23 protein-coding genes are annotated in these 25,528 nt (G+C 71.5%); 10 read left to right on the top strand and 13 right to left on the bottom strand.

Annotated features, from left to right (window positions below; all coding sequences use genetic code 11):
* Window positions 1–46 precede the first annotated feature (46 nt).
* From QNO14_RS09675 to QNO14_RS09660, 4 genes are read left to right on the top strand one after another with little or no spacing between them, the layout of a single operon-like run.
* The gene (locus tag QNO14_RS09675) at window positions 47–967 is read left to right on the top strand and encodes an ABC transporter permease (RefSeq protein WP_308210982.1); all 921 of its coding nucleotides are present in this window, start codon (window positions 47–49) and stop codon (window positions 965–967) included.
* Complete coding sequence (locus tag QNO14_RS09670) at window positions 964–1,839, top strand: ABC transporter permease (protein WP_257505088.1); 876 nt, start codon at window positions 964–966, stop codon at window positions 1,837–1,839. The genes QNO14_RS09675 and QNO14_RS09670 overlap by 4 nt, the downstream gene beginning before the upstream one ends.
* On the top strand, window positions 1,836–2,663 hold the full coding sequence (locus QNO14_RS09665; protein WP_257505087.1) for an ATP-binding cassette domain-containing protein: 828 nt from the start codon (window positions 1,836–1,838) through the stop codon (window positions 2,661–2,663). The genes QNO14_RS09670 and QNO14_RS09665 overlap by 4 nt, the downstream gene beginning before the upstream one ends.
* Complete coding sequence (locus tag QNO14_RS09660) at window positions 2,660–3,442, top strand: ABC transporter ATP-binding protein (RefSeq protein WP_257505086.1); 783 nt, start codon at window positions 2,660–2,662, stop codon at window positions 3,440–3,442. The genes QNO14_RS09665 and QNO14_RS09660 overlap by 4 nt, the downstream gene beginning before the upstream one ends.
* A gap of 309 nt (window positions 3,443–3,751) precedes the next feature.
* Here QNO14_RS09660 and QNO14_RS09655 read toward each other — a convergent pair whose 3' ends face one another.
* Together QNO14_RS09655 and QNO14_RS09650 are read right to left on the bottom strand one after the other, a co-directional pair.
* Complete coding sequence (locus QNO14_RS09655; protein ID WP_257505085.1) at window positions 3,752–4,873, bottom strand: class I SAM-dependent methyltransferase; 1,122 nt, start codon at window positions 4,871–4,873, stop codon at window positions 3,752–3,754.
* Window positions 4,870–6,165 carry a DUF4921 family protein gene (locus QNO14_RS09650; protein ID WP_257505083.1) on the bottom strand — a complete coding sequence of 432 codons (1,296 nt, stop codon included), beginning with the start codon at window positions 6,163–6,165 and terminating at the stop codon, window positions 4,870–4,872. The genes QNO14_RS09655 and QNO14_RS09650 overlap by 4 nt, the downstream gene beginning before the upstream one ends.
* Window positions 6,166–6,233: 68 nt before the next feature.
* Between QNO14_RS09650 and QNO14_RS09645 the strand changes: the two genes are divergently transcribed.
* Complete coding sequence (locus QNO14_RS09645; protein ID WP_257505082.1) at window positions 6,234–6,623, top strand: DoxX family protein; 390 nt, start codon at window positions 6,234–6,236, stop codon at window positions 6,621–6,623.
* 63 nt (window positions 6,624–6,686) lie between these two features.
* On the opposite strand, the gene QNO14_RS09640 is transcribed toward QNO14_RS09645, so the two are convergent.
* Genes QNO14_RS09640 through QNO14_RS09630 form a run of 3 tightly spaced genes read right to left on the bottom strand, consistent with a single transcriptional unit; the run spans window position 6,687 to window position 9,204 of the window.
* Window positions 6,687–7,556 carry an NYN domain-containing protein gene (locus QNO14_RS09640; RefSeq protein ID WP_257496129.1) on the bottom strand — a complete coding sequence of 290 codons (870 nt, stop codon included), beginning with the start codon at window positions 7,554–7,556 and terminating at the stop codon, window positions 6,687–6,689.
* Window positions 7,557–7,558: 2 nt separating this feature from the next.
* On the bottom strand, window positions 7,559–8,542 hold the full coding sequence (locus QNO14_RS09635) for a Gfo/Idh/MocA family protein (protein ID WP_257505081.1): 984 nt from the start codon (window positions 8,540–8,542) through the stop codon (window positions 7,559–7,561).
* Window positions 8,539–9,204, bottom strand: coding sequence for a hypothetical protein (locus QNO14_RS09630; protein WP_257505080.1), 666 nt, complete (start codon window positions 9,202–9,204; stop codon window positions 8,539–8,541). Before QNO14_RS09630 ends, QNO14_RS09635 begins: the two co-directional genes overlap by 4 nt.
* A gap of 215 nt (window positions 9,205–9,419) precedes the next feature.
* Here QNO14_RS09630 and QNO14_RS09625 point away from each other — a divergent pair, with 215 nt between their 5' ends.
* From QNO14_RS09625 to mmsB, 5 genes are all read left to right on the top strand, one after another.
* Window positions 9,420–10,436, top strand: coding sequence for a LacI family DNA-binding transcriptional regulator (locus QNO14_RS09625; RefSeq protein WP_257496125.1), 1,017 nt, complete (start codon window positions 9,420–9,422; stop codon window positions 10,434–10,436).
* Between the two features lie 197 nt (window positions 10,437–10,633).
* Window positions 10,634–11,326: an L-ribulose-5-phosphate 4-epimerase gene (locus QNO14_RS09620; RefSeq protein ID WP_257505316.1), complete on the top strand. Its 693-nt coding sequence runs from the start codon at window positions 10,634–10,636 to the stop codon at window positions 11,324–11,326.
* Window positions 11,327–11,393: 67 nt separating this feature from the next.
* Window positions 11,394–12,524, top strand: a complete 1,131-nt coding sequence (chvE, locus tag QNO14_RS09615) for a multiple monosaccharide ABC transporter substrate-binding protein (RefSeq protein ID WP_285184256.1) — start codon at window positions 11,394–11,396, stop codon at window positions 12,522–12,524.
* Window positions 12,525–12,610: 86 nt separating this feature from the next.
* Window positions 12,611–14,137 (top strand): multiple monosaccharide ABC transporter ATP-binding protein, encoded by a 1,527-nt coding sequence (mmsA, locus tag QNO14_RS09610; RefSeq protein WP_257496124.1) that lies wholly within the window; start codon window positions 12,611–12,613, stop codon window positions 14,135–14,137.
* A 22-nt stretch (window positions 14,138–14,159) separates the two neighbouring features.
* Window positions 14,160–15,407, top strand: coding sequence for a multiple monosaccharide ABC transporter permease (gene mmsB / locus QNO14_RS09605; protein WP_257496123.1), 1,248 nt, complete (start codon window positions 14,160–14,162; stop codon window positions 15,405–15,407).
* Between the two features lie 49 nt (window positions 15,408–15,456).
* Here mmsB and QNO14_RS09600 read toward each other — a convergent pair whose 3' ends face one another.
* The 8 genes from QNO14_RS09600 to QNO14_RS09565 form a co-directional block, all read right to left on the bottom strand.
* Window positions 15,457–16,767: an O-acetylhomoserine aminocarboxypropyltransferase/cysteine synthase family protein gene (locus QNO14_RS09600; protein ID WP_257505079.1), complete on the bottom strand. Its 1,311-nt coding sequence runs from the start codon at window positions 16,765–16,767 to the stop codon at window positions 15,457–15,459.
* A 130-nt stretch (window positions 16,768–16,897) separates the two neighbouring features.
* Window positions 16,898–17,845: a quinone oxidoreductase family protein gene (locus tag QNO14_RS09595; RefSeq protein WP_257505078.1), complete on the bottom strand. Its 948-nt coding sequence runs from the start codon at window positions 17,843–17,845 to the stop codon at window positions 16,898–16,900.
* A gap of 28 nt (window positions 17,846–17,873) precedes the next feature.
* Window positions 17,874–21,908, bottom strand: a complete 4,035-nt coding sequence (gene hrpA / locus QNO14_RS09590; protein ID WP_257505076.1) for an ATP-dependent RNA helicase HrpA — start codon at window positions 21,906–21,908, stop codon at window positions 17,874–17,876.
* 206 nt (window positions 21,909–22,114) lie between these two features.
* Window positions 22,115–22,741, bottom strand: a complete 627-nt coding sequence (locus tag QNO14_RS09585; RefSeq protein WP_257505075.1) for a hypothetical protein — start codon at window positions 22,739–22,741, stop codon at window positions 22,115–22,117.
* The gene (locus QNO14_RS09580; protein ID WP_257505074.1) at window positions 22,738–23,223 is read right to left on the bottom strand and encodes a hypothetical protein; all 486 of its coding nucleotides are present in this window, start codon (window positions 23,221–23,223) and stop codon (window positions 22,738–22,740) included. Before QNO14_RS09580 ends, QNO14_RS09585 begins: the two co-directional genes overlap by 4 nt.
* Window positions 23,220–24,848, bottom strand: a complete 1,629-nt coding sequence (locus tag QNO14_RS09575) for an alpha/beta hydrolase family protein (RefSeq protein WP_257505073.1) — start codon at window positions 24,846–24,848, stop codon at window positions 23,220–23,222. Before QNO14_RS09575 ends, QNO14_RS09580 begins: the two co-directional genes overlap by 4 nt.
* The gene (locus QNO14_RS09570) at window positions 24,845–25,153 is read right to left on the bottom strand and encodes a hypothetical protein (protein ID WP_257505072.1); all 309 of its coding nucleotides are present in this window, start codon (window positions 25,151–25,153) and stop codon (window positions 24,845–24,847) included. The genes QNO14_RS09575 and QNO14_RS09570 overlap by 4 nt, the downstream gene beginning before the upstream one ends.
* 72 nt (window positions 25,154–25,225) lie before the next feature.
* Window positions 25,226–25,519, bottom strand: a complete 294-nt coding sequence (locus QNO14_RS09565; RefSeq protein ID WP_257495991.1) for a WXG100 family type VII secretion target — start codon at window positions 25,517–25,519, stop codon at window positions 25,226–25,228.
* Window positions 25,520–25,528 lie beyond the last annotated feature (9 nt).

Raw genomic sequence — 25,528 nt, 5'->3', positions numbered from 1 at the left:
TCTGCTTCGACGGACAGGATTGCTGCTGCTGGCGTTCGCGCTGGCGGTGACAATCCTGTTCGTCGTGCTCCGGGTACTGGGAAACCCCGTCTTCGCACTGATCTCGGTCGGGGCGACGGATGCCGAGATCGCCGCGGCCGCCGCCCGGCTGGGGGTGGACCGGCCGATCTGGGAGCAGTTCCTGTCGTACGTCGGGCAGCTGCTGTCGTTCGATCTCGGCCAGTCGTTCACCAACCATCTGAACGTCGGCGACGAGATCGTCCGTCGCCTGAACGTCACCCTGCCGCTGACGATGCTGTCGTTCGCGCTGTCGGTGCTGATCGCGGTGCCGGTGGGCTTCTTCGCCGCCTGGAAGTCGCGCACCTGGTACGGCACGGCCTTCTCGGCGGTGTCGCAGCTGGGTGGGGCGATCCCGGTGTTCTGGGTGGGCATCCTGCTGGTGGCGGTGCTGTCGCTCGGGTGGCGGGTGTTCCCCGCCGGCGGATTCCCCCGCACCGACTGGGACGATCCCGGTGCGGCGCTCTACGCGCTCACCCTGCCGGTCATCACGATCGCGATCGTCGCCGGCAGCGACCTCGCGCGGTACGTGCGCAGCGCGACGCTCGACATCCTGGGGCAGCAGTACCTGCGGGCCGCGCGTGCCACCGGCCAGAGCTTCGCGACGGCGCTGTGGCGCCACGGGGTGCGCAACGGCGTCGTGCCCCTCATCTCGATCCTCGCGATCCAGCTGTCGACGACGTTCGTGGGGGCGGTCATCATCGAGCGTGTCTTCGCTCTTCCGGGCCTCGGTGACATGCTGCTGGTCGGCATCAAGGAGCAGGACTTCCCGAGCGTGCAGGGCGTGCTCCTCTTCTCCACCGCCCTGGTGCTCGTGCTGGGCTTCATCGCCGACGTACTGCAGCGCCTCATCGACCCGCGGCTGCGCGACTCGCTGTCGGGCAACCGCCGCGTGAAGGCCGCCGCATGACCGCCACGATCCTCCCGACCACCGCACCGGCATCCGTCGTGCCGCCCGGCCGCCGCGGCGCGCGCCGGTCGATCAACCTGGCCGTCGGCGGGGCGCTGTTCGGCCTCATCGCCGCCATCGGCCTCGTCTCGGTCTTCTGGACTCCGTTCGAGTACGCAGACACCGGCGGCGGCCGACTGCAGCCGCCCTCGGCCGAGCACTGGGCCGGCACCGACCGCCTCGGCCGGGACCTCTTCACCCAGCTGATGATCGGCGCCCGACTGGCGCTGGCCGTCGGCTTCGGGTCGGTCGTGATCGCCGCGCTCCTCGGCATCGCGCTGGGTCTTCTCGCCGCCGTCGCCCGCCGCTGGGTGGACGATGCGATCTCGAGCCTGCTCGACATCGCCATCGCCTTCCCGACCCTGCTGCTGGCGATGCTCATCGTCGCGTGGCGCGGGGCGTCGCTGGAGTCGGCGATCCTCGCGATCGGACTCGCGGGCGCCGCCGTCATCGCCCGCCTCACCCGCATCACCGCGACGCGGGTGATGGCGATGGACTTCGTCACCGCGGCGCGCACCTCCGGCACCGGCACGCTCGGCATCCTGCGCCTGCACGTGCTGCGCAACGTCTGGCCGACCCTCATCGTGCCGCTCGCCCTGCAGTTCGGCGGGGCCGTGGGAGCGGAGGCGTCGCTGTCGTACCTGGGACTCGGGTCGCCGCCGCCCAACGCGTCGTGGGGACGGATGCTGCAGGAGGCGCAGAGCACCGTGCTCGTCGCCCCGACGGCCGCGATCCTTCCCGGCATCCTGCTGGTGGCCCTCATCATCGGTGTGAACCTGCTGGCCGACGGTCTGCGGGACATCGCCGACCCGACCTCCCGGAGCATCGGATGACCCCGCTGCTGGCGATCGAGAACCTCGGGGTGCGCCTCGACGGCCCCGAGCCGGTCGACCTGGTGCACGCGGTCGACGTCGCGCTGGCCCCCGGCGAGCGGCTCGGGATCATCGGCGAGTCGGGGTCGGGCAAGTCCCTCACGGCGCTGGCCGTGCTCGGGTTGCTGGGGCACCCGCTCGCCGCGCGCGGATCGGTGCGCGTGGACACCGGCGGCGACGTCGTCGAGGTGGTCGGCACGCCGTCGCGGCGGCTCGACCGGGTGCGCGGCACGACGATGGGGGCGGTGTTCCAGGAGCCCCTCGCGTCGCTGGACCCCCTCATGCGCGTCGGCAAGCAGCTGTCCTGGCCGCTCGCGCACCACCGTGGACTGCGCGGCGACGCGCTGCGGCGCGCGGTGCTCGACGCCCTCGCCGACGTGCAGCTGAGCGAGCCGGAGCGCATCGCGCGGTCGTACATCCACGAGATCTCGGGCGGGCAGCGTCAGCGCGTGGCCATCGCCCTCGCCCTCGCTGCGGGTCCCCGGCTGCTCATCGCGGACGAACCCACCACGGCGCTGGACGTCACGGTGCAGGCGGGCATTCTCGAGCTGTTGCAGCGGGAGGTCACCGACCGCGGGATGACGCTCCTGTTCATCAGTCACGACCTGCCGGTGGTGTCGACCATCGCCGACCGGGTGCTCGTGATGCGTGAGGGGCGGCAGGTGGAGCTCGGCACGACGACGCAGATCCTGGGCGCCCCCGGCGACCCGTACACGGCGCAGCTCGTCGCGGCATCCCGCCGGCTCGACGACTTCCTGCCCCGGGGCGCGGGGGGATCGGCATGACGGGCGTGACGCCGCTGCTGGCGGCCGAGGGAGTCGACTTCGCGTACCGGGACGGGCAGCCCGTGCTGCGCGGGGTGTCGCTGTCGCTGGCGCCCGGCGAGAGCCTGGGGCTCGTAGGGGAGTCGGGGGCGGGCAAGACCTCGCTGCTGCGGCTGCTGCTCGGACTGTCGGCGCCGACCGGCGGGCGGGTGCTCTTCGACGGCGCCCCGTTGGACCGCCGTTCGGCTGCGACGATGCGCCGGTTCCGGCAGGCGGTGCAGCCGGTGTACCAGGACCCGTTCTCATCGCTGGACCCCCGCATGACGGTGGGGGAGTCGATCGCCGAGCCGTTGCGGTCGCTGCGGGTCACCGCCGATCGCGCGGGGCGTGCAGCGCGGGTGGCCGAGCTGCTGGCGGCGGTCGACCTGCCGGCGGATGCCGCGGGTCGCTATCCCGAGGCCTTCTCGGGCGGGCAGCGCCAGCGCATCGCCATCGCGCGCGCGCTGGCGCCGCGGCCGCGGCTGATCCTCGCGGACGAGCCGGTCAGCGCGTTGGACACATCCGTGCGCATGCACGTGATCGAGCTGTTCCAGCGCCTCGCGCGCGAGCAGGGGATCGGCATGCTGCTGGTCTCGCACGACCTGACCATCGTCTCGGCCCTCTGCGGGCGGATGGCGGTGCTCGAGTCCGGCAGCCTCGTGGAGGAGGGGCCGACCGGGCGCCTGCTCACCGCGCCGCAGCACCCGTACACGCGGCGGCTGCTCGCGTCCGTGCCCCGGTTGCCTGTCGTCTCGGGCTGAGGCGGTCGCGGGGGTCGGCTGGGGCGCGCGCGGGCGCAGCTCTGCCGACGCGCGCCGGTTCTTCGGGGATCCGCGCTTACTCGGAGGAGATCGGCCCGAGGGGTCCGCAGTTGTGGCGTTCTCCGAGGTTGTGGCGGGCGACTGGGGCGGATGCTGCGGCATCCGCCCGCCGCGGTTAGATCCCGCGGCTCGCCCGTCGCACTGTGTCGCTTCGCGGCACGGCAGGGGACCATTCGCGACAGGCACAGCGCCGGACGGGCGGCACGGCGGGGGACCATTCGCGACAGGCGAGGCGCCCGGCCACGGGCGTCAGTCCGCGCGGCGGGTGGAGACCGTGACGGTGAACTTGCTGTTGCGGGCGACCTGCCGCGTGGGACCCACGAGGCGCTCGAGGACAGGGCGGTAGTGCAGCGGGGAATTCCACACGCACCACAGCTCGCCGCCGGGGCGGAGCACCCGTGCCGCGTCCGCGAACAGGTGCGGAGCGAGAGCGTCGGTGACAGCGGCGCCGCTGTGGAACGGCGGGTTCAGCGCGATCAAGCCCGCCACGCCGTCGGGCAGCGCCGACAGTGCGTCGTCGCGCTCCACCGTGACCCGCGCCGACACCGCGTTGGCCTCGGCTGTCGCCCGCGCCGACGCCACCGCGGCGGCTGAGGCATCGCAGGCGTGCACGCGCAGATGCGGATGCCGCATGGCCAGCGTCGCGGCGATGACGCCGGTGCCGCACGCGAGGTCGATGACGAGGTCACCGGGCGCCCCCGAGGGCACCTCGGCGGGGAGGTTCGCGACGAGCAGCCGGGTGCCGATGTCGATGCGGGGACCGGCGAACGCGCCGCCGTAAGCGCAGACGGTCACGCCGTCGTGCTGCTCGCGCGCCGGCTGTGGATCCGCGCCGTCGCGGGGACCGCGGGCGATGAGGACCCGCGACTTCTGGCGCGCATGCGTGACGTCCAGGCGCGCGAAGCGCTGACGCAGCACATCGTTCATCGCGGTGGTCATGTGCTTGAGGCGTCCCCCGGCGAACACCACGACATCGGGGTGCGCGTGGGCGGCGATGAGCCCCGCGATGTCGCGGAGGGCCGCGAGCGAGCGGGGGAGGCGCAGCAGCACGAGGCGGGCATCGGCGACGAGCTCGGCATCCAACGGCATCGAGCGCACGCGCCCGCCGAGGCCGAAGGTGCGCGCGTTGGCGGCCAGCGCCCGCTCACCGGTGATCAGGTCCTGATGCACGCGGATGCCGCTTGCCCCGGCATCCGCCGCTCCCAGCGCGAGCGCGCCGTACGCGTCGTTGATCACGACGACGTCGCCCTCGCCGAGCCCGGCACGTGCCGAGGCCGACTCATCGAGCAGCAGCCGGTCGGCCGCGTCGGAGGCGGTCAGGCCGGGCGCTTCGACATCGGGCCAGCGGCGCAGCGCAGCAAGGTCGATCATGCGGACTCGGCGTAGTGCAGGCGCACGTCGGCGGGCGTGCACTCGTCACCGATGCGGATGCCGGGGGCGAGCCTCCCCGCCTCCCGCAGTCGGGTGAGCTCGGCGACGGCGCGCGCACGCAGCTGCCAGGGGTCGATCGTGTTCACGTAGATCTTGGTGCCGCCTTCGAATCCGGCCGGGTTGGAGATGCGCCACTTCAGCACGACGCGCCACGGCATGGGCCAGGGGGCGCCGGGCGGACGGTAGTGCCACTCCTCGTTGGTGGGGACGTGGTCGCCTGTCGCCGCGTGCAGCGCATGAACGAGGTCGGAGACCGCGCGCACCTCGCTCGCGGAGTGCTCGTGGGGCAGGTTCGCCGCGGCCGTGGAGTAGACCTCGAACGCCGGGTACCGGTGCCCCACGCCGGCGAACGCGACAGCACCGTCTGTCGCGGCCACCAGCAGGCCGTGCTGCACCGACATGTCGACGATGGCGTGCTGGTACAGGCCACGGTCCGAGGCGAGCATGCGCAGCTCGCGGTCCAGCTGCGGACCGGGTTCGTCGATCGCGACGAGCTGCTTGTGCAGGTGCTCGAACGACGCCCCGGCGGGGCGCAACCAATTCTGGAAGACCGCCACGTATGCCGCGTTCGGCTGCGCCCGGGCGATCTCGCTGAGGCTCCGCACGGTGAACGCGGTGTACGCGGCGTGCTCCTCGGCTGTCAGCCGCCCGGCCGAGGCGAGCTGGTCGTCGGTGCGGGCGCCGTCGACGACGTGGCGCCGTGCCACGACGACGTCGTGCGATCCGCCGACGAGGTCGAGCGCCGCCTCCTCCAGGCTCTGGGGCATGCCCGAGGCCTGCTCCCGGATCTCCGCCAGCCGGCGGATGTGCTCGTGACCCACGGGGTCGGCGAGGTACTCCTGTGCCCACTGCACGACCTCGGAAGGCTGCCGGAACCCGTGATTCTCCCGCCAGTACTCCGCCGAGACGATCTCGAAGAGGTTGCCGAAGCGGCGGAACTCCGCGACGGTGTCCGACAGCTCGCTGGCGGGGACCCGTGTCAGCTCCGCGAAATCGGGACCGACCAGGCGCGCCTTCTCGGGTGTGGTGTCCAGGTAGCGGTCCTGGCAGAAGGCGCAGAGGCGGCGATCCTGCCCGGGAGCGAGACGCGCGACGTCCGCGCGCGGGGCGAAGAGGGGTCGGCTGGCGCGACCGGGCACGGTCCACACGCGCGTGCCGGTGAGGGGACCCACCTGCTTCACGGTGCCGTCCGGCATCCGCAGCAGCGGCGGGCTCTGCAGGGCATCGCTCACCCCCTCAGCCTACCCAGCACCCCTGTCAACCGGTCGCCGACCCGGCCGGGCTGGGCTTGACTGCGGTCATGAGAAGCGTCGCGCGGTGGGTGCTTGCCGGGTTCATGGTGTTCGCCGGGTTGAGCCACCTGTTCTGGGGGCGTCGCGAATTCCAGGCGCAGGTGCCGGACTGGACCACGCGGGTCGTGCCGATCGACAAGGACGGCGTGGTCGTGGCATCCGGGGTCGTCGAAGCGGCCTTCGGGGTGGCGCTCATTGCGCTGCCGAAGGAGCGCCGGCGCATCGGCGTCGCGCTGGCGGCCTTCTTCACGGCGGTGTTCCCCGGAAACATCGCCCAGTACACCGGGCATCGCGATGGCTTCGGCCTCGACAGCGACGGCAAACGCCTGGCGCGACTGTTCTTCCAGCCGCTGCTCGTGGCATGGGCGCTCTGGTCGACGTCACCCGCGGAGCGGTGAGGCCCGCGGGGGAGCGGGCTCAGCGCGCGGACGCCCCCCTGGATCAGCGCGCCGGCGCCCGGCTCAGCGCGCGTCGGCGTGGAAGCGCACCTGCCGGGTGTTGCCCTCTTCGCGCAGGTCGACGACCTTGGGGTGGTCGCGCAGGAAGTCGGTGAACGTCTTGTGGCCGAGTTCCTTCTCGTTGAAGGACGGGTCCATGCGGCGCATGAGGTCCTTGACCGCCGAGGCGTTGACCCACTCGTCGTCGGTGCGCACGCCCTCCAGGCGCAGCGCCCGCTCGAGCAGCTCGGTCGACGGGTCGGCGACACGCTTGCGGGCGCGGGCGCGGGCCGGCGCGGCATCCTTCTTGTCCTCCGTCGTCTCGGGACGCGTGACGCCGGGGAGGGAATCGTACGAGTCGAACTGGTCGCACGCTGCCGCGAGGGACTTCGCCGTCGATCCCGCCACTCCGACGCCCACGACGATGCGGCCGAGTCGCTTGCACCGCTGGGCGAGCGGCACGTAGTCGCTGTCACCGCCCACGATGACCACGTGGGTCAGGTCGGGAAGGCGGAACATGTCCTCGACGGCATCGACGGCCAGGCGGATGTCGGCGCCGTTCTTGGCGTATGCCGCCGCGGGAAACAACTGCACGAGGTCCACGGCGCGCGCGACGAGCTGCGCCCGGTACTCCGCGTTGACGGGCATGGACCAGTCGGCGTAGGCGCGGGTGAGCACGAGCGTGCCGAAGGATGCCGCGTAATCGATGATCGCGCCCACGTTGATGGTCGCGGCGGCGAGGCGCTCGGCGACCTCGGGGTCGTTGATGTCAGCCGCGATCTTCTGGCGGTCGCGGGAGTAGGCGTTGCGCCCGTGGACGCGGTCATACCAGCTCATGACGATGTTGTCGAAGTCGAGGTAGACCGCGACGCGTGCCGGCTGAGGGTCAGCCATATTCATGCCTCCTGGGGGTAGCGCACACCGATCTGCGCGCGGATGTCGTCGAGGGTGCCCATGATCGCGACGCTCTCGTCGAGGGGAAGCTCGTCGCTGTCGGTGCGTCCCTCGGCGATGATGCGCTCGGCGGCCAGAGCCTGGTACTGCATCCCGCGCCCGTCCACATCGGAGACGAACTCCTCCCGGACGGTGCCGTCGGGGGCGGTCAGGCGGAAGGTCGTCGGGGCGTACCAGGTGCGGTCGATGTCGATGCGCCCCTCGGTGCCGACGACGTGCGCGGTGTTGGGGCCGGCGGCGCGCGAGGACGACACCGTGCTGGAGACGGCACCGCTGCCGTGCGTCATGACGGTGGCCACCTCGGCGTCGGCCCCGGTCTCAGCCAGGCGCGCAACGGCGTGCACGGACGTGGGCGCGCCCAGCACGTCCCACACGAACGAGACGGGATAGATGCCGAGGTCCAGCAACGCGCCCCCGCCGAGCTCGAGCGCGTTCAGGCGGTGCGACGGGTCGGCGGTGATCTTCTGGGTGTGGTCGGCGAAGACCGTGCGCACCTCGCCGAGAGCGCCGTCGGCGATCAGCGTGCGGATGCGCACCATGTGGGGGAGGTAGCGCGTCCACATCGCCTCCATGGCCAGGAGCCCTTGTCGCCGGGCGACGTCGCGCACGGCAGCGGCTTCGGCGGCGGTGAGCGTGAAGGGCTTCTCCACCAGCACGTGCTTGCCGGCTTCGAGCATCGCGATGGCGTTCTCCGCGTGAGCGGGGTGGGGCGTGGCGATGTAGACGATGTCGACGTCCGGGTCGGCGGCGAGGGCCTCGTACGACCCGTGCGCCCGCTCGATGCCGAACTCGTCGGCGAAGCGCTGGGCGGATGCCGCGCTACGCGAGCCGACGGCGGCGACGTCGAGGCCCGCAGTGCGCAGGTCGCTCGTGAAGGCGTGGGCGATTCCACCCGTGGCAAGGATTCCCCAGCGAAGACCGGTCATTCTTCGAGCGTACCCGGAGCGGCACCCGCCGATCGGCGTGGGGGCTCGTCGGCGACTCCCAGCAGGAACGAGACGATCTGCACGCCGCTGCCGGTGAGCAGCGGTCCGCGGCCGAACTGCCAGCCGTCGTCCGTCGCGCGGACGGTGTGACCGGCGATCGCGGCGCGCCGCGCGAACGGCGCGGTCGTGGATGCCGACAGGGCGACCGCCCCGGTGACCGCGGGATCGAGCTGCGGTGCGACATCCGCGTCCCGCGCGAGCACCAGGTAGGCCCGCGTCGCGCGGACGAGGTGGCGCCCGCCGCGGCGTCGCCCGCCGCGCACGCGCTCGGCGACGGTCGCGAGGAGGGTGGAGTCCGGGGCCGGCGCGGGGCGGGGTGCGACACCGGGGACGGCGGGTGCGGGTGGGGGTGCGGGTGCGGGTGCGGGTGTGCCGGGGCCGAGGGTGTTGCGGGCGGGTGGGCGCGTGGCATCCCTCTCGAGGCGGGCCGAAGCCAGGAAGCCGGCGATCAGGGTCGGCGCCTTCTCGGGGGCGCTCTGCGCGATCACGCGGGCCGCAGCGGTCACGATGTCGGCGATCTGCCCCCGGCGGTCCCCGGAGACGGCGGACTCGTCGCCGCGCGGAGCGTTGCTCAGCGGCAGGAAGCGCCCGAGATCCGACATGCGGGCAGTCTAGGGCGGCGCGCGGCGCGGGCCACGGGCTTCGGTGGGCGCATCGGGCCCCGTGGCGGAGGCGGGTTGGGGCCATGTGCGACGACGGAGAGAACCCGTGGGCACGGCGACAGCTCGCGGCCACGCTGGGCGCGTCGCCCGGGCCAGGCATAATGGGCGAGACCGATGTGACCGTGCACACGGACGTGCGACGAGGGCGGGCGGGGATGATCGACGACGGGAGCGGGCGACGACCCAGCATCCGTGATGTCGCGCGGCTGTCGGGTGTGTCGCATCAGACGGTGTCGCGCGTGCTCAATCACCATCCGAGCATCCGGCCCGAGACCCGCGAGCGGGTGCTCGCTGTCATGGCCGACCTGCAGTACAGCCCCAACCGCGCGGCACGCGCGCTGGTGACCAGCCGGTCGCAGACGATCGGCATCCTCGCCGCCTCCAGCAGTCAGTACGGTCCCGCGTCGAGCATCGCGGCGATCGAGTCCGCGGCCCGCGGCCGCGGCTACTGGGTCTCGACCGTCAACATCGAGCCGCGGGATCCGCAGTCGATCCTCGCGGGGCTGTCGCACCTCGTCGCGCAGTCCATCGAAGGCCTCGTCGTCATCGCGCCGCAGGTGCGCGTGTTCCGCGCCCTCGCCGCGCAGCGGCTGGACATCCCGTACGTCACCCTGCAGTCCAGCGAGCTCGACCCCGGCCACACGCTGTCGGTGGACCAGATCGCCGGAGCGAGGCTGGCCACCCGGCACCTCATCGAGCAGGGTCACCGCGACATCTACCACATCGCCGGCCCGCAGGACTGGATCGAGGCCGAGGCCCGCATGCGCGGATTCCTCGAGGAGATGGGCGCCGCCGACATCCCGACGACCGCGCCGATCCTGGGGGACTGGACGGCGGAATTCGGCTACTACGCCGGGCGCGAGCTGCTGCGCGTCCCGGACTTCACCGCGATCTTCTCCGCGAACGACCAGATGGCGCTGGGCCTCATGCACGCCATCCGCGACGAGGGGCTCGACGTGCCGCGCGACATCAGCATCGTCGGGTTCGATGACATTCCGGATGCCGCACACTTCTGGCCTCCGCTGACCACCGTGCGGCAGGACTTCGGGGAGCTCGGCCGACGCTGCGTCGAGCTGCTGCTCGGCGATGCCGACGCCCGCTCGGCCGCAGGCGGCCCCATCGTTCCCGAACTCGTGGTCCGCGCCTCCACGTCCCGGGTGCGCAGCAGGTAAGCGCCCCGCGGCCCGCCGTTACCAACCCGAAACGCGGGATCGCTTGACAGGCACCGGCCTGCAGTGGCTATAGTTTCGGCGATGTGAACGGTCACATTGACCGGCGGCATCCGAGCGCCACATCATCCGAGCAGGCAAGGGAGCCACACGTGTCCGCTGGCACAGACGCCGAGCAGCAGCTCCGCTACGTCACCGGGGTGAAGGTCGAGGTGGCGATCGCCCGGGTGCGTGCGGAGGTCGCGGCGTTGCACGCGGAGCTGGTGCGGTACGGGCTGGTGGTGTGGACGGGCGGGAACGTGTCGGGCCGGGTGCCGGGGGCGGAGTTGTTCGTGATCAAGCCGTCGGGGGTGTCGTATGACGCCCTCGCGCCGGAGAACATGATCCTCTGCGACCTGGACGGCAACGTCGTCCCGGGGACGCCGGGCAGCGACCGGGCCCCGTCGAGTGACACCGCGGCGCACGCGTATGTGTACCGGAACATGCCGGAGGTGGGCGGGGTGGTGCACACGCACTCGCCGTACGCGACGGCGTGGGCGGCGCGCGGGGAGGCGATCCCGTGCGTGATCACGGCGATGGCGGACGAGTTCGGCGGGGAGGTGCCGGTGGGTCCGTTCGCGATCATCGGGGACGACTCGATCGGCCGGGGGATCGTGGAGACGTTGACCGGGCATCGGTCGCGGGCGGTGCTGATGCAGAACCACGGCCCGTTCACGATCGGTGCGAGTGCGAAGGATGCCGTGAAGGCTGCGGTGATGGTGGAGGACGTGGCCCGCACGGTGCACCTGGCCCGGCAGGGCGGCGCGGTGATCCCGATCCCGCAGGAGGCGATCGACCGCCTCTACGACCGGTACCAGAACGTCTACGGGCAGACCACCGACGACCGCCGGTAGCCCCTCCCGGGCAGCGGTCACGACAACGAAACACCAAGACGATGCAGTCAGAAGGAAAGGAAACACAGTGAAGACGAAGAAGTTCTTCCTCGCCGCGGCCACACTGGCCACCGGCGCGCTGGTGCTCTCAGGATGCTCGGGGAACGGCGGTGGCGGCGGAGACGCCGGCGGCGAGGGTGACGGCGGCCTCATCGGCGTCGCCATGCCCACTCAGAGCTCCGAGCGCTGGATCCAGGACGGCAACGCCGTCAAGGAGGCGCTCGAGGCCGAGGGCTACACCGTCGACCTGCAGTACGCCGAGGACGACATTCCGACGCAGGTCTCGCAGATCGAGAACATGATCACCAAGGGCGCCGAGGCACTCATCGTCGCCTCGATCGACGGCACGACGCTGTCGGAGGTGCTGCAGGATGCCGCCGACGCCGACATCCCGGTGATCGCCTACGACCGCCTCATCCGCGACACCGAGAACGTGGACTACTACGCCACGTTCGACAACTTCCTCGTGGGCCAGCAGCAGGCCCGTTCCGTGCTGAACGGCCTCGGTCTGACCGACCTCGAGGGCGAGCCGCTCGCGGACGCCCCCGCGGGTCCGTTCAACATCGAGCTGTTCGCCGGCTCGCTCGACGACAACAACGCATTCTTCTTCTGGGAGGGTGCGATGGAGGAGTTCCAGCCGCTGATCGACGACGGCACCCTGGTCGTGCAGTCCGGCCAGACCGACATCGAGCAGGCCGCGACGCTGCGCTGGGACGGCGAGACCGCCCAGAGCCGCATGGAGAACATCCTCACGGCCGACTACTCCGACGGCACGCAGGTCGACGCCGTGCTCTCGCCCTACGACGGCATCTCGCGCGGCATCATCTCGGCCCTCACCGACGCCGGCTACAGCACCGGCGAGGAATGGCCCGTGATCTCGGGTCAGGACGCCGAGGTCGACTCGGTGAAGGCGATCCTGTCGGGCGAGCAGTACGCGACCATCTTCAAGGACACTCGTGAGCTGGCCGCGGTCGCCGCCGATATGGCGGTGGCGCTCCTGAACGGCGAGGAGCCGGAGGTCAACGACACCGAAACGTACGAGAACGGCGTCAAGGTCGTGCCCTCGTACCTGCTCGACCCGGTGCCGGTCGTCGCCGACAACGTGGAGTCGTCGCTGGTCGACTCCGGCTACTGGACCGCCGAGGAGCTCGGCCTGTAACACCCCGCGCCGGTGGCGGCGGCGGCATCCGTGCCCGCCGTCGCCACCGGCCGGAATCCCTGTCCACCCCCGAGGAAGCGGGAAACGTGACCGACAACATCCTGGAGATGCGCGACATCACCAAGACCTTTCCCGGCGTGAAGGCGCTCTCGCACGTCACGCTGGCCGTCAAGCGCGGCGAGGTCCACGCGATCTGCGGCGAGAACGGCGCCGGCAAGTCGACCCTGATGAAGGTGCTCTCCGGTGTGTACCCCCACGGCACCTACGAGGGGGCGATCGTGTTCGAGGGCGAGGAGGTGTCGTTCAAGAGCCTCCGCGACAGCGAAGCCAAAGGCATCGTCATCATCCATCAGGAGCTCGCCCTCAGCCCGCACCTGTCGATCGCGGAGAACATCTTCCTCGGCAACGAGCGCACCTCCCGTGGCCTCATCGACTGGAACAAGACCAACTTCGACGCCGCGGCGCTTCTGCGGCGTGTGGGCCTGCGCGACAACCCGACGACGAAGATCCGTCAGCTCGGCGTCGGCAAGCAGCAGCTGGTGGAGATCGCCAAGGCACTGTCGAAGAAGGTGAAGCTCCTCATCCTCGATGAGCCGACCGCGGCGCTCAACGACGCCGACTCCGACCACCTGCTCGACCTGATCCTCAGCCTCAAGGACGAGGGGATCACGTCGATCATCATCAGCCACAAGCTCAACGAGATCAAAAAGGTCGCCGACGCCGTCACCGTCATCCGTGACGGCAAGACGATCGAGACGATCGCGAAGGCCGAGGTCACCGAGGACCGCATCATCAAGGACATGGTGGGCCGCGACCTCGAGCACCGCTATCCCGACCACGAGCCGCAGATCGGCGAGGAGCTGCTGCGCGTCGAGGACTGGACGGCGCACCACCCGCAGGACCCCAGCCGGGTCATGGTCGACAAGGTCTCGATCACCGTGCGGGCCGGCGAGATCGTCGGCATCGCCGGGCTGATGGGCGCCGGTCGCACCGAGTTCGCGATGAGCCTGTTCGGTCAGAGCTACGGCTCGCGCATCTCGGGGCGGGTGTTCATGCGCGGCAAGCCGGTGAAGACCCGCAGCGTCGCCGAGGCGATCGACGCCGGCATCGCCTACGCCACGGAGGACCGCAAGACCTACGGGCTGAACCTCATCGAAGACATCAAACGCAACATCTCGATGGCGTCGCTGAAGAAGCTGGAGAAAGCAGGCCTCGTCAACGACAACGAGGAGTTCCGCGTCGCGAACGAATACCGCCGCAGCATGAACATCAAAGCGCCCAGCGTGCTGGCGAAGACCGGAAAGCTCTCCGGCGGCAACCAGCAGAAGGTCGTGCTGTCGAAGTGGATCTACTCCGACCCCGACGTGCTCATCCTCGACGAGCCCACGCGCGGCATCGACGTGGGCGCGAAGTACGAGATCTACACGATCATCAACAAGCTCGCCGCGGCCGGAAAGGGGATCATCGTCATCTCCTCCGAGCTGCCCGAGCTGCTCGGCATCTCGGACCGCGTGTACGCGCTGTCGGAGGGTCGCATCACCGGTGAGCTGCCGGTCGACCAGGCCACCCCCGAATCCGTCCTCAAGCTCATGACCATGGAAAAGCCCCGCTGACGGGCGCGCAGGAGACACGATCATGTCCAACCAAACGCAGACGCCATCGACGCCCGCCGAGTCGCAGGCCGCCGGCGCACTCATCCAGCCAGCCGACAACAAGTTCACCCGGTGGCTGTCGACGGTGCTCACCGACCTCGGCAAGAACGGCATCTTCCTCGCGCTCATCGCGGTGGTCGTGCTGTTCACGATCCTGACCGACGGCATCCTGCTGCGCCCGCAGAACCTCTCCAACCTCGTCGTGCAGAACGGCTACATCCTGGTGCTGGCGATCGGCATGGTGATGGTCATCATCGCCGGCCACATCGACCTGTCGGTCGGGTCGGTCGCCGCCTTCATCGGCGCCGTCTCGGGCGTGCTGGCGGTGAAGATGGAGTACCCGTGGTGGCTCGCCATCGTGCTGTCGCTGCTCATCGGAGCGCTCGTGGGGGCCTGGCAGGGGTTCTGGATCGCGTTCGTCGGCATCCCGGCGTTCATCGTCACCCTGGCCGGCATGCTCATCTTCCGCGGGCTTGCGCTCGTGGTGCTCGGGAACGCGAACATCGGCTCGTTCCCCACCGAGTACCGGGCGATGGGCAACGGCTTCCTCTCCGGCATCTTCGGCGAGAGCGATCCCGACGTGTTCACGCTGCTCGTCGGCGCCGTCGCGATCGGCGCGCTGGTGGTGCAGCAGCTGCGCACCCGCGCCGGACGGGCGAAGTACGGCCAGGAGGTCGAGCCGATCGTCTGGGTGGCGGTGAAGCTCCTCGCCTTCGCGCTCGTGATCGGGTTCTTCACGTGGGCGCTGGCGACGTACAAGGGGGTGCCGGTCACCCTCATCGTGCTGGCGGCGCTCGTGATGATCTACGGCATCGTGATGAACCGCACCGTCTTCGGGCGCCACATCTACGCCATCGGCGGCAACCGCCACGCCGCCGAGCTGTCGGGCATCAAGACCCGCCGGGTGGACTTCTGGCTCTTCGTCAACATGGGCTTCCTCGCCGCTCTCGCCGGCCTCATCTTCACCGCGCGGCTGAACCTGGCTGGCCCCAAGGCCGGTGACGGGTTCGAGCTCGAGGCGATCTCGGCGGCCTTCATCGGCGGCGCGGCCGTGCAGGGCGGCGTCGGCACCATCGGCGGCGCCATCATCGGCGGCCTCATCATCGGTGTGCTCAACAACGGCATGTCGATCATGGGCATCGGCACCGACTGGCAGCAGGTCGTGAAGGGTCTCGTGCTGCTGCTGGCCGTCGCCTTCGACGTCTACAACAAGCGGCGCTCGGGCAACTGATCCGCCGCGGTGACGAGGCGCGGTTTCCCTGCGGGGGAGCCGCGCCTCATCAGCGCAAGGCGTCGAGGGCGCCGGTGAGGTCGGCGACGATGTCGGCGGGATCCTCCAGCCCGACCGACAACCGGATCGTCGCGGAGGTGATGCCGCCGGCGGCGAGCTGCTCGGGGCTCAGGTGACTGTGCGTCATCGATGCCGGGTGCGCGATGAGCGTGCGCGCGTCGCCGATGTTGGCCACGAGCTGCGCCACCTGCAGCCGGTCGATGAGCGCGGCGGCGCGGGCGAAGTCGTCCTCGGCGTCCGCACCCGGGTGCAGCTCGAAGGAGAAGACGGATGCCGCGCCCCGCGGCAGGTACCGCGTCGCGGCACCATGCCAGGGACTCGCAGGCAGGCCCGGGTGATGCACGCGGGCGACGGCGGGGTGGACGTCGAGCGCTTCGGCGACGGTCTGGGCCGATGAGCTGTGTCGAGCCATGCGCAGGTCGAGGCTCTCGAGGCCCTGCAGCAGCTGGAACGCGTTGAACGCCGACAGCGACGGGCCGAGGTCCTGCGAGTATTTCGTCCGCAGCAGCGTGAGGTAGGCCTTGGCGCCGAACTGCTCGGTGAGCGCCGCGCCGGGGACGCGGGCCAGCGGCTCATTAAGCTGCGGCCAGCGCGCGGCATCCGCCGTGAAGTCGAAGGTCCCGAGGTCGACCACGAGGCCGCCCAGGGCGGCGCCGTGCCCGCCGATGAACTTCGTCGCGGAGTGCACGACGATGTCGGCACCGTGCTGCTTCGGTCGCTGCAGGTAGGGGGTGGCGACGGTGTTGTCGATGACCAGGGGCACGCCGGCGGCGTGCGCGATGTCGGCGACGGTGCGCACATCCAGCACCTGCGCGAGGGGGTTGGCGACGGTCTCGGCGAAGAACGCGCGGGTCGTCGGGCGCACCGCGTCGCGCCAGGCGGCAGCATCGTCTTGGTCGACGAAGGTGACCTCGATGCCCCAATCGGCGAAGGTGTCGGCCAGCAGATAGATGGTGCCGCCGTAGAGCTGATGGGCCGCGACGATGTGCTCGCCCTGCCGTGCGAGGGTCAGCAACGCCAGCGCGACGGCCGCCTGGCCGGATGCCACAGACACCGCGCCGACGCCCCCTTCGAGGGCGGCCACGCGCTGCTCGAGGACCGTGGCCGTGGGGTTTCCGGTGCGGCTGTAGACGTTGCCCTCCCGGCGAAGGGCGAACAGATCGCGGGCTTCGGCGAGCGAACCGAACCGGTAGGCGTTGGACTGGTAGATCGGCGGCACCGATGCGTACTGCACCGCCGCAGGGTCGTATCCGGCCTGCACCTGGGCGGTCGCGAACGAGGGACACGGGGCGTCGGGCATGGCCCCATCATCGCGCCGGGCCTGTGCGCGGACGGGGTCGTGTGACGCATTGTTGCGGCATCCGGCGTCGTGTGACGTGTGGAGCTGCGTTTCGTCTCGGCGCGGCGCTCGCTCGCTCAAGGACCGGGGGTCAGGGGACCAGGGTGATCTTGCCGTCCACGCCGTCGGCCACCAGGCGATGGGCCTCGGCGGCCTCGGTCAGCGGCAGGGTCGGGCCGAGCTCCACCTGGAAGGCGCCGGCGGCCATCAGCGCGAGGGCGACGGGCACCGCCTCGGCGCGCCACGCCTGCTGCTGAGCGGTGAGCGGCCAGGGGGCTCCGCCGGAGAAGGCGCGGATGCCGAGGCGCTCGGCATCCGGTCCCCGAACGATGGTCGCGATGCGGGTGCGGTCGTCGAGCAGGTCGAACGAGGCTTCGAGGGCCTCGTCGGTGCCGGCGCAGTCGAGGATGGCGGTCACCCCGTCGCCGGCGACGGCACGCACACGGTCGGCGACCCCCTCGCCGTAGATCACCGGGGTGGCGCCGAGCGCCGCGACGCGGTCGGCGCGGCGCTCGGACGAGGTCGCGATGACCTCGGCTCCGGCCAGCCGGGCGAACTGGATGACGGCCTGGCCGACGCTGCCGGACCCGCCGTGCACCAGCAGCGTCTCGCCCGCGCCGATCGCGAGCGACCGCACGCACTGGTAGGCGGTGCCGACCGGAATGCCGAGCGCCGCACCCATCGCGGCGGTCACGGCGGCGGGGCGGGCGAACACCTTGTCGGCGGCGGCGATGACCTCCTCGGCGTAGCAGCCGTTGACGCCGGAGATCACGACCGGGTCGCCGGGGCGGAACCCGTCGACGTCGTCCCCGACGGCGGTGACGATGCCCGCGGCATCCATTCCCAGGCGCCGGGGCTTCTCGACGCTCGGGGGCGCCGAGGCCCGCAGCCCGGAGCGCAGCTTCGCATCGATCGGGTTGACCCCTGCGGTCTGGATGCGCACGGCCACCTGGCCCGCACCGGGCTCGCGGGCCGGCACGTCGATCTCGTGCAGCACTTCGGGGTCACCGAACTCGGTGTAGACGATCGCGCGGGTCATCGGAACCTCTTCCGTAGGGGAACGAGGTCTATCCTCGCAGAGCCTTCTGGATCCGCTGCGGCGAAACCGGTTCTGCGGTGCCAAGGCGCTGCGCGAACAGGCTCACGCGGTATTCCTCGAGCAGCCAGCGGACATGCGCCAGGTTCGGCGGCGCATCGTCGGCGAGCGGGATCGTGCCGCCCGCTTCGGCGTACAGCGCGGCCATGCGCTCGTACTCGGTGAGGCGCTGACGATCGCGGCCGGGATTGTCGCCCAGCTGCGCGACGCGCTCCGCGGCCCCCGCCAGATAGCGGGGGAGGTGCGCCAGGCGCGCGACGCCGATGCGCGAGACGAACCCGGGGAACACCAGGCCCGCGAGCTGGCCCTTGATGTCGCCGAGGGCGGCGAGCAGCGTCATGGAGTTCTGCCCGCGCACCGCCTTCTCGACATCGCGCGCTGCCGTGAGGATGCGCGCGGTCAGCGACACCGTCTGGAAGAGCTCGTCCACGACGACGCGGGAGAACTCCGCGCGGACACGGGCGAAGTCGGCGGGAGTCCGCACGACCGAGCCCGGCACCGTGCGGGCGAGCACGGCGTCGGCGACCGCCACGCGGGCGTCTTCGATAAGGGCCTTCGCCGAGGGATAGGGGGATGCCGCGAGCGCGAGCTTCTCGTGCGCAGTCAGGTGCTCCAGCACGTACGGCGCCGGCGACGGCACCGTCAGCAGCAGCAGGCGGCGCACGCCGGCGTGGGTCAGCCGCTCGGCCGCCTCGGGGGTCGCCTGGATCCGCAGCGCGACCGACGTTCCCTCGTCGACCAGCGACGGGTACCCGCGCACCACGCCGCCGGCGACGCGGGTGTCGATGAGCGCCGGCAGGTCGCCGATCGTCCAGTCCACGAGGCCGGTCTGCTCGGCGATGCCGGCACTGCCGGCGCTGCCGGCGCCCGCACCGGTGCTGCCCGCACCGGCGGCGGCGACCGCGGGGCCGGTGCCGGGCACGGCGCCACGCCCGGCCCCGCCGGCGCCGGGCCGCGGCGGCCCCTCGCCCCGCGGTGCGGCGAGGGACTTGGTCACGGCTCCCCGGGCGCGGTCGGCGAGGCGGTCCTGCAGCGCGCGCAGATCTCGGTCGGATGCCACGGCGCGCCCGCGCTCGTCCACGGCCCGGAACGACATCCAGAGGTGCCCGGGCACCCGCTCGAGGTCGAAGTCGGCCGCGGTCACCGGTTGGTTCGACACCCGCTGCACGCGGGCGGCGAGCGCCTCGCGGAGCGGCCGCGGGGGGAGCCCATCGTGGGACTCGGGGCCGTCGCCGGCGAGTTCTTCGGCGAAGCGGGCCGCCCAGTCGGCCGCAGGGACGACGTTGCGACGAATCGCCTTCGGCAGCGCCCGCAGCAGTCCCGCGATGAGCTCACCGCGCAGGCCCGGCACCTGCCAGTCGAAGCCGTCCGGCTTCAGCTGGGCCAGCAGCGCCAGCGGCACCACGACGCTCACCCCGTCGTCGGGCGCGCCGGGCTCGAAGCGGTAGGCGAGCGACAGCACCTGGTCGCCCTGCTGCCAGCGCATGGGGAAGTCGCGCTCGTCCGCGCGTGAGGCGTCGTCGACGAGGTCGGCCTCGGAGAGGTCGAGCAGCCGCGGCGTGCTGGTCGAGGCATCCCGCCACCAGGCCTCGAACGAACGCACGTCGAAGACGTCCTGCGGAATGCGGGAGGCGTAGAAGGCGTAGACGGCCTCGTCGCCGGCGAGGATGTCGCGGCGGCGCTCCCGCTCCTCGATCTTCTCCAGCCGCCGGCGCAGCTCGAGGTTGCGGCGCTCGAAGGCGGTCAGGCGCTTGTCGAGGTGGGTGACGTTCCACTCGCCTTCGACCAAGGCATGGCGGAGGAAGAGCTCCCGCGCGAGCGGGCGGTCGATGCGGGCCAGCTGCACGCGGCGACGGGGCACGATCTCGAGGCCGAACAGCGTCACTTTCTCTGCGGCGACGGCGGCGCCGGCATCCTTCGACCAGTGCGGGTCGCTCAGGGTGCGGTGCGCCAGGTCGCCCGCGAGCTCTTCGGCCCACTCGGGGTCGATCGCGGCGACCGTGCGGGCGTACAGGCGCGACGTCTCGACGAGCTCGGCCGCCATCACCGCGTCGGGTGAGGCCTTGCGCAGCCCCGACCCGGGGAAGATGGCGAAGCGGGCGCCGCGCGCACCGCGGTACTCCGCGCGCGGGCGACCCTTCGGGCCCTTCGCCGCGCGGCCGCCGGTCGCCGTCGCGGACGAGGTCGAGCGGGTGTCGAGGATGCCGAGGTGCGACAGCAGCCCGGAGAGGATCGCCCGGTGCACGCGCGCGGGGTCGGCGGCGCCGTCCTGCGGCCGCGGGGCGCCCGTCAGCTGGCGCAGCTGCCGGTGCACGTCGAACCACTCCCGGACCCGCACGTAGTTGAGGTGCTCGGCGCGGCACATCCGGCGGAACGCGCTCGAGCCCAGCTCGGACTGCTGCTCGCGGAGGTGATTCCACAGATTCAGCAGGGTGAGGAAGTCGCTCGTAGGGTCGGTGAACCGCGCGTGCAGGCGGTCGGCCTCTTCGCGGCGCTCCTCGGGGCGCTCGCGCACGTCTTGGATCGACAGCCCTGCGACGATCGCCAGCACGTCACCGGCGACGTCGAGGCGACGGGCCTCGATGAGCATGCGTGCGAACCGGGGATCGATCGGCAGCCGGGCGATCTCACGCCCGATGTCGGTGAGGCGCCAGGCGCCGCGGGTCCCGCCGGTCGCTGAGTCCGCCCTTCCGGCCCCGGAGCCGCCCCTTCCGGTCCCTGAGCCTGTCGAAGGGCGCACGGCCCCGAGTTCGACGAGCAGGTCGAATGCGGCCTTCACGCCGCGGGAATCCGGGGGAGTGAGGAAGGGGAACTCGGTGATGTCGCCGAAGCCGAGGGCGAGCATCTGCAGGATGACGGACGCGAGGCTCGTGCGCAGGATCTCGGGCTCGGTGTACTCCGGCCGGGACGCGAAATCCTCTTCGGTGTACAACCGGATCGCGATGCCGTCCGAGGTGCGGCCCGCGCGCCCGGAGCGCTGCTGCGCCGATGCCTGCGAGACCGCCTCGATCGGCAGGCGCTGGATCTTGGACCGCGCGCTGTAGCGCGAGATGCGCGCGGTGCCGGCATCGATGACGTATTTGATGCCCGGCACGGTGAGGCTCGTCTCGGCGACGTTCGTCGCCAGGATCACCCGGCGGCGCAGCCCCGCCACCGTGGAGCGTTCGAACACCCGGTGCTGCTCGGCCGACGACAGTCGGCCGTAGAGCGGCAGCACCTCGGTGGGCGCGGTGTCCCTCGCGTACATGCCGCGGACGGCATCCATGGCGTCGCGGATCTCGGCCTCGCCGGGGAGGAACACCAGCACGTCGCCGGCGGGCTCGCGGTCGAGTTCGCGCAGGGCGCCGAGCAGGGCGTCGACGTCGTCGGGGGCGTCGTCATCGGCACCGGCTTCGGTGACGCGGCCGCGGTAGCGGATCTCGACGGGGTACGTGCGTCCGGACACCTCGATGATGGGGGCGGGGTTGCCGGCGGCATCCGCGAAGTGCTTCGCGAAGCTCTCGGGGTCGATCGTCGCCGAGGTGACGATGACCTTGAGGTCGGGGCGGCGCGGCAGGATACGGCGGAGGTACCCGATGAGGAAGTCGACGTTCAGCGAGCGCTCGTGCGCCTCGTCGATGATGATCGTGTCGTAGCGGCGCAGCAGCTTGTCGCGATGGATCTCGTTGAGGAGGATCCCGTCGGTGACCAGCGCCACCCGGGTATCGGCCGACACGTTGTCGGTGAAGCGCACCTTGTAGCCGACCGTGGTGCCCAGCGGCACCTGCATCTCCTGCGCGACCCGCTCGGCGATCGTACGGGCGGCGATGCGGCGCGGCTGCGTGTGCGCGATGCGGGTGCGGCCGAGCTCGAGGCAGATCTTCGGCAGCTGCGTCGTCTTGCCCGAACCGGTCGCGCCGGCGACGATGACGACCTGGTTCTCGGCGATGGCGCGCGCGATCTCGTCCCGCGCGGCGCTGACGGGCAGCTCGGGCGGGTAGACGATGACGGGCTCTGGTGCGGACACAGCCCTCCATCGTATGCCCGCGGGACGGGCGGGTGCCGCGCCGGCGCGGGTGCCGGCGCACCGGGACAGGAGGACGCACCGGGACAGGACGTTTCGGCGTGGAATCACCTGTGTCGGTGATTCCTCCTGTTGTGGGGAGCTGGCGAACCGGGAAGCGGAGAGGCGGGAATGCGGGGATGCCGCGGCGGGCGGATGCCGCGACGCGCTCAGGCCTCCTGGAACGCGGAGGCGGCGACGATCGCGTCGAAGTACGACAACAGGGTGTGGGGGATGTCGCCGAGCGGGGTGGTCAAGACGACGGTGAGAAGGCGCTTGGTCCCGGGGAGCGGGTACCAGTACTGCGCCACGAGGCGGCGCTGGGTGTAGCGCTCGCCGTCCTCGACCTCGACGGTCTCTTCGATGGCATGGACGCGCGCGACCTCGCCGTCCATGCTGCGTCGCCGGACCAGGGTGTCGGCGCGCGCCGGATCCACCAGCGGGACCGACTTCTCGAACACCGCGAGGACGGATGCCGCGTCGGTGCCGATCGCGGGACTCATCCGCATCCGCTCGTCCTCGAAGACCGTGAGGGTCGCCGACATGGGCTGGCCGGGGCCGATGTCGGTCTGGATCATCAGCAGCTGCGCGTCGGCGTCGGCCGCCGCCGCGGCGGCCCTGCCCAGCTCGTCGCGCAGGCGCGCGCGTGCTGTGGCGCGGTCGTCGGCCCGGCCGAGAACCCCTGCGGCGATCTCCTTCGTGGATTCGGAGATCGCCTCGGGGGAGGACAGGTCGATGCGCCACCATGTCCCCACCATGCGGAAGACGAGTCGGCGGGCGGTGTCGGTGGCGCTCATCCGGCGCTCAGCTGCGACAGGTCGGCGCCGATGAGCTGCAGGCTGGAGCTGAGCCACACCCACTCCACCTCCGGGGGGAGGCCCTCACCGGCGGAGGACAGATCGAGGATGACCTCGGGGTCCGCCGCCGAGCGCGCCAGGATCTTCAGGTCGTCGACGTCCGACTTGGCGTGCTGCAGCGCGGCGACCGCGATGCTGCGGACGGTCTCGGCGCTCACCGGCTCGTCCCCGGTGATCGACACCGCGATGCTCATCACGCGGGCCAGCCCCGACTCGGTGACCTTGACGGTGAGCACGTCGGCGACGCGCGGGTCGGACGCTGCCACGGCGTCGGTGACGGTGAGGGGGGTCATGGTGGTCTCCTCCTGGTCGGGCGGCGTCGCCGTCGGGCCGGTCGATGCGGGGGCGCAACCCGTGAACACTCCCGCCAGCACCACGACCGTGGCGAGGCGGACCGTGCGCGCCGAACGCGCCGTCGTCATTCGGACCACCCGTAGTACCGCTGCTCGTAACCGTAGGCGTTGTCATCGCCGACGAAGTACGCGTCGAGGTCCTGCGTGGTGTCGGCCGGAACCGTGTCGATGCGGTGCTGCAGCGTCTGGTCGTAGGCGTCGGCGCTGTGGATGCCGTGCAGGCCCTCGTCCGCGCGCGGGGAAGCGGTCTGGATCGTGGTCCAGTGCGGCTGCTGCCGGGCCTGGCCGTCGAGTCCCAGGGTGACCACGGAGTCCAGCCGCGGAACGGGATCGCCGTCGTGCTGCACGGAGACGACCTGCGTGCGCGGCGGGATGGGCATGTGGTCGATCGGGGCGCCGGCGGCGACGACCGCCGACCAGTTGTAGTCGGTGTTGTAGGCGGCCAGGGTGCCGGCCATGATCCCGCCCTGGCTGAATCCGACGAGCATGACCGGGTCGTTCGGGCCCACACCGGCCTGCTGCATCGCCGCAATGACGGCGCGCTCGTACTGCGAGCGCAGCGCGGGGGTCAGCACGAGGGCGAGGTTGCTGTCGAGGTCGTGCACGCCGCCCTGATCGCCGCCCAGGCGGGAGAGCCATTCCTGCGTGCTCGGCAGCGCGACCCGCCACCGCACGACGCCGTCGGCGTCGACGACGCGCGTCACGCCGATGACCGTCGCCTCCACTGCGGTGACCTCGCCGTCCGCGTCATAGGTGCGCCCCAGGGTGTCGACGAAGCCGGCGTCGGCGAGCACTCCGGCCAGATCGGACGGCTGGCCGGGCTTGTCGGCGGACTCCCGGTCGGTGAGGTCGCGCCGGTGGACCACCGGGGTGGGCGCCCGCACATCCGACAGCACGCTGGCGAGGAGGAATGCTGCCAGCGCCGCCGTCACGAGGGCGGCGATGGCCGGACCGATGAAGGGGACCGCCGCCAGCAGCGCGTAGACCAGCACCAGGATGACCGCGACGCCCAGCAGCGCCACGACGGTGGACATGATGCGCTGCAGCTCGGCGTAGACATCGGCGAGGAAGTCGCCCACCCACCGGCCGATGTCGCCCAAGACGTCGCCGACGTCGTCGATGACGTTGCGGACCCGATCCCAGAACCCGTCGTTCGTGCCGTCGATAGCGGAGTCGATGCGGTCGATCGCGATCTGCGCCGCGCGCTCCATGTCCTGACGCGCCGCCTCGATCTCGGCGCGGGCCGCCTGCGCTGCGGCATCCATGCGGGCGGTGCGGGCGCGAGCCGCGTCGACCTCTTCCTGGGCGGAGCGGATGTTGCCGGCGGGCGCGTCGGCCTCGCCGAGCAGGTGCAGCCGGCGCTCCGAGGCGCGCAGTTCGTACTCGGCGGTGGCGGCGCCGGCCTGGGCGCGGGCCTCGGCGATCTCGGCGTCGTCCGCCCGATCGTGGGCGGCCTTCAGCGCGACGGCATACTCCTGCAGCGCACGGGCGGTGCCGGAGTAGCGTTCGTGCGCCCGATCGAGGTCGCTCGCGACCTCGGCGCTGAGGTCGCGGATGCCGTCCATCGAGCGGGCGGTGCTCTCGTACGCGATGGCGCGCAGATCGTCGGCGGCCTGCTGGATGAGCGAAGCGGAGGAGACGTAGGAGGCGGAGCGGTCGGCGAGAGAGGTGGGGTTGCCCGGCAGCACGCTCATCGGGGCGCTCCCTGCGCGTCCTGCGCGGGTCCCACGGCGGCGGCGAGGCCGCTGTCGAGGTCGCTGAAGGTGTCGACGACCGCGCGAAGGTGGTCCGCGATGACGTGCAGGTTCTGCTCGAGCGTTCCCCGGGCGATGTCCCAGCTCTCGCCGAACTCGCGCACCTTGCCGGCGAGGCGGTCGTGACCGGTGTCGGCGGCGGCAGCTGCGGCGATGCTCTCGGCCCGGGCGAAGCTGCTCGCCACCGTCTCGGCGGCGCGGGCGCTGCCGCGCAGCTCGGCGAAGTCCAGTTTCAGGTCGACCATGGCCGCTCCCTCCCGCTCAGACGACGAAGCGGGGCCGGCCGTGAAGGACCGGCCCCGCTTCAGGGACTGTGATCAGCCGATCGAAGAGGCCAGCTGCTCGTCCGTGGACTGCAGCGCGGAAGCGGCCTTCTCGAGGAACTGCGCCATGCCGTCGATGCCCTGCACGGTGCGCTGGGCGCCGGAGGTGAACTGCTCGTAGGAGGAGTCGAAGGCACCCGAGGCGCGGGTCGTGGTGAAGCCGTCCTGCACGAGCTGGCTGACCAGGGCGCGCAGCTCCTGCAGCTTGCCCTCGAGGTCGGACTGGCCCGAACGCAGACGATTCGCGGCGCTCTGCATCTGGTCGTACGTGACGTTGAGGTTCGCCATGATCTACTC

It is taken from the genome of Microbacterium sp. zg-Y625, assembly GCF_030246925.1.
Taxonomy (GTDB): Bacteria; Actinomycetota; Actinomycetes; order Actinomycetales; family Microbacteriaceae; genus Microbacterium; species Microbacterium jiangjiandongii.
The sequence above is the reverse complement of the archived record's forward strand: the minus strand, read 5'-3'. Positions and strand labels throughout refer to the sequence as shown.

What these genes read in the sequence shown, in the direction of transcription:
- QNO14_RS09670 (WP_257505088.1), top strand. Translation starts at nt 964, where the DNA reads ATGACCGCCACGATCCTCCCGACCACCGCACCGGCATCCGTCGTGCCG.
- QNO14_RS09665 (WP_257505087.1), top strand. Translation starts at nt 1,836, where the DNA reads ATGACCCCGCTGCTGGCGATCGAGAACCTCGGGGTGCGCCTCGACGGC.
- QNO14_RS09660 (WP_257505086.1), top strand. Translation starts at nt 2,660, where the DNA reads ATGACGGGCGTGACGCCGCTGCTGGCGGCCGAGGGAGTCGACTTCGCG.
- QNO14_RS09655 (WP_257505085.1), bottom strand. Translation starts at nt 4,873, where the DNA reads ATGATCGACCTTGCTGCGCTGCGCCGCTGGCCCGATGTCGAAGCGCCC.
- QNO14_RS09645 (WP_257505082.1), top strand. Translation starts at nt 6,234, where the DNA reads ATGAGAAGCGTCGCGCGGTGGGTGCTTGCCGGGTTCATGGTGTTCGCC.
- QNO14_RS09640 (WP_257496129.1), bottom strand. Translation starts at nt 7,556, where the DNA reads ATGGCTGACCCTCAGCCGGCACGCGTCGCGGTCTACCTCGACTTCGAC.
- QNO14_RS09635 (WP_257505081.1), bottom strand. Translation starts at nt 8,542, where the DNA reads ATGACCGGTCTTCGCTGGGGAATCCTTGCCACGGGTGGAATCGCCCAC.
- QNO14_RS09630 (WP_257505080.1), bottom strand. Translation starts at nt 9,204, where the DNA reads ATGTCGGATCTCGGGCGCTTCCTGCCGCTGAGCAACGCTCCGCGCGGC.
- QNO14_RS09625 (WP_257496125.1), top strand. Translation starts at nt 9,420, where the DNA reads ATGATCGACGACGGGAGCGGGCGACGACCCAGCATCCGTGATGTCGCG.
- mmsB (WP_257496123.1), top strand. Translation starts at nt 14,160, where the DNA reads ATGTCCAACCAAACGCAGACGCCATCGACGCCCGCCGAGTCGCAGGCC.
- QNO14_RS09600 (WP_257505079.1), bottom strand. Translation starts at nt 16,767, where the DNA reads ATGCCCGACGCCCCGTGTCCCTCGTTCGCGACCGCCCAGGTGCAGGCC.
- QNO14_RS09595 (WP_257505078.1), bottom strand. Translation starts at nt 17,845, where the DNA reads ATGACCCGCGCGATCGTCTACACCGAGTTCGGTGACCCCGAAGTGCTG.
- QNO14_RS09585 (WP_257505075.1), bottom strand. Translation starts at nt 22,741, where the DNA reads ATGAGCGCCACCGACACCGCCCGCCGACTCGTCTTCCGCATGGTGGGG.
- QNO14_RS09580 (WP_257505074.1), bottom strand. Translation starts at nt 23,223, where the DNA reads ATGACGACGGCGCGTTCGGCGCGCACGGTCCGCCTCGCCACGGTCGTG.
- QNO14_RS09575 (WP_257505073.1), bottom strand. Translation starts at nt 24,848, where the DNA reads ATGAGCGTGCTGCCGGGCAACCCCACCTCTCTCGCCGACCGCTCCGCC.
- QNO14_RS09570 (WP_257505072.1), bottom strand. Translation starts at nt 25,153, where the DNA reads ATGGTCGACCTGAAACTGGACTTCGCCGAGCTGCGCGGCAGCGCCCGC.
- QNO14_RS09565 (WP_257495991.1), bottom strand. Translation starts at nt 25,519, where the DNA reads ATGGCGAACCTCAACGTCACGTACGACCAGATGCAGAGCGCCGCGAAT.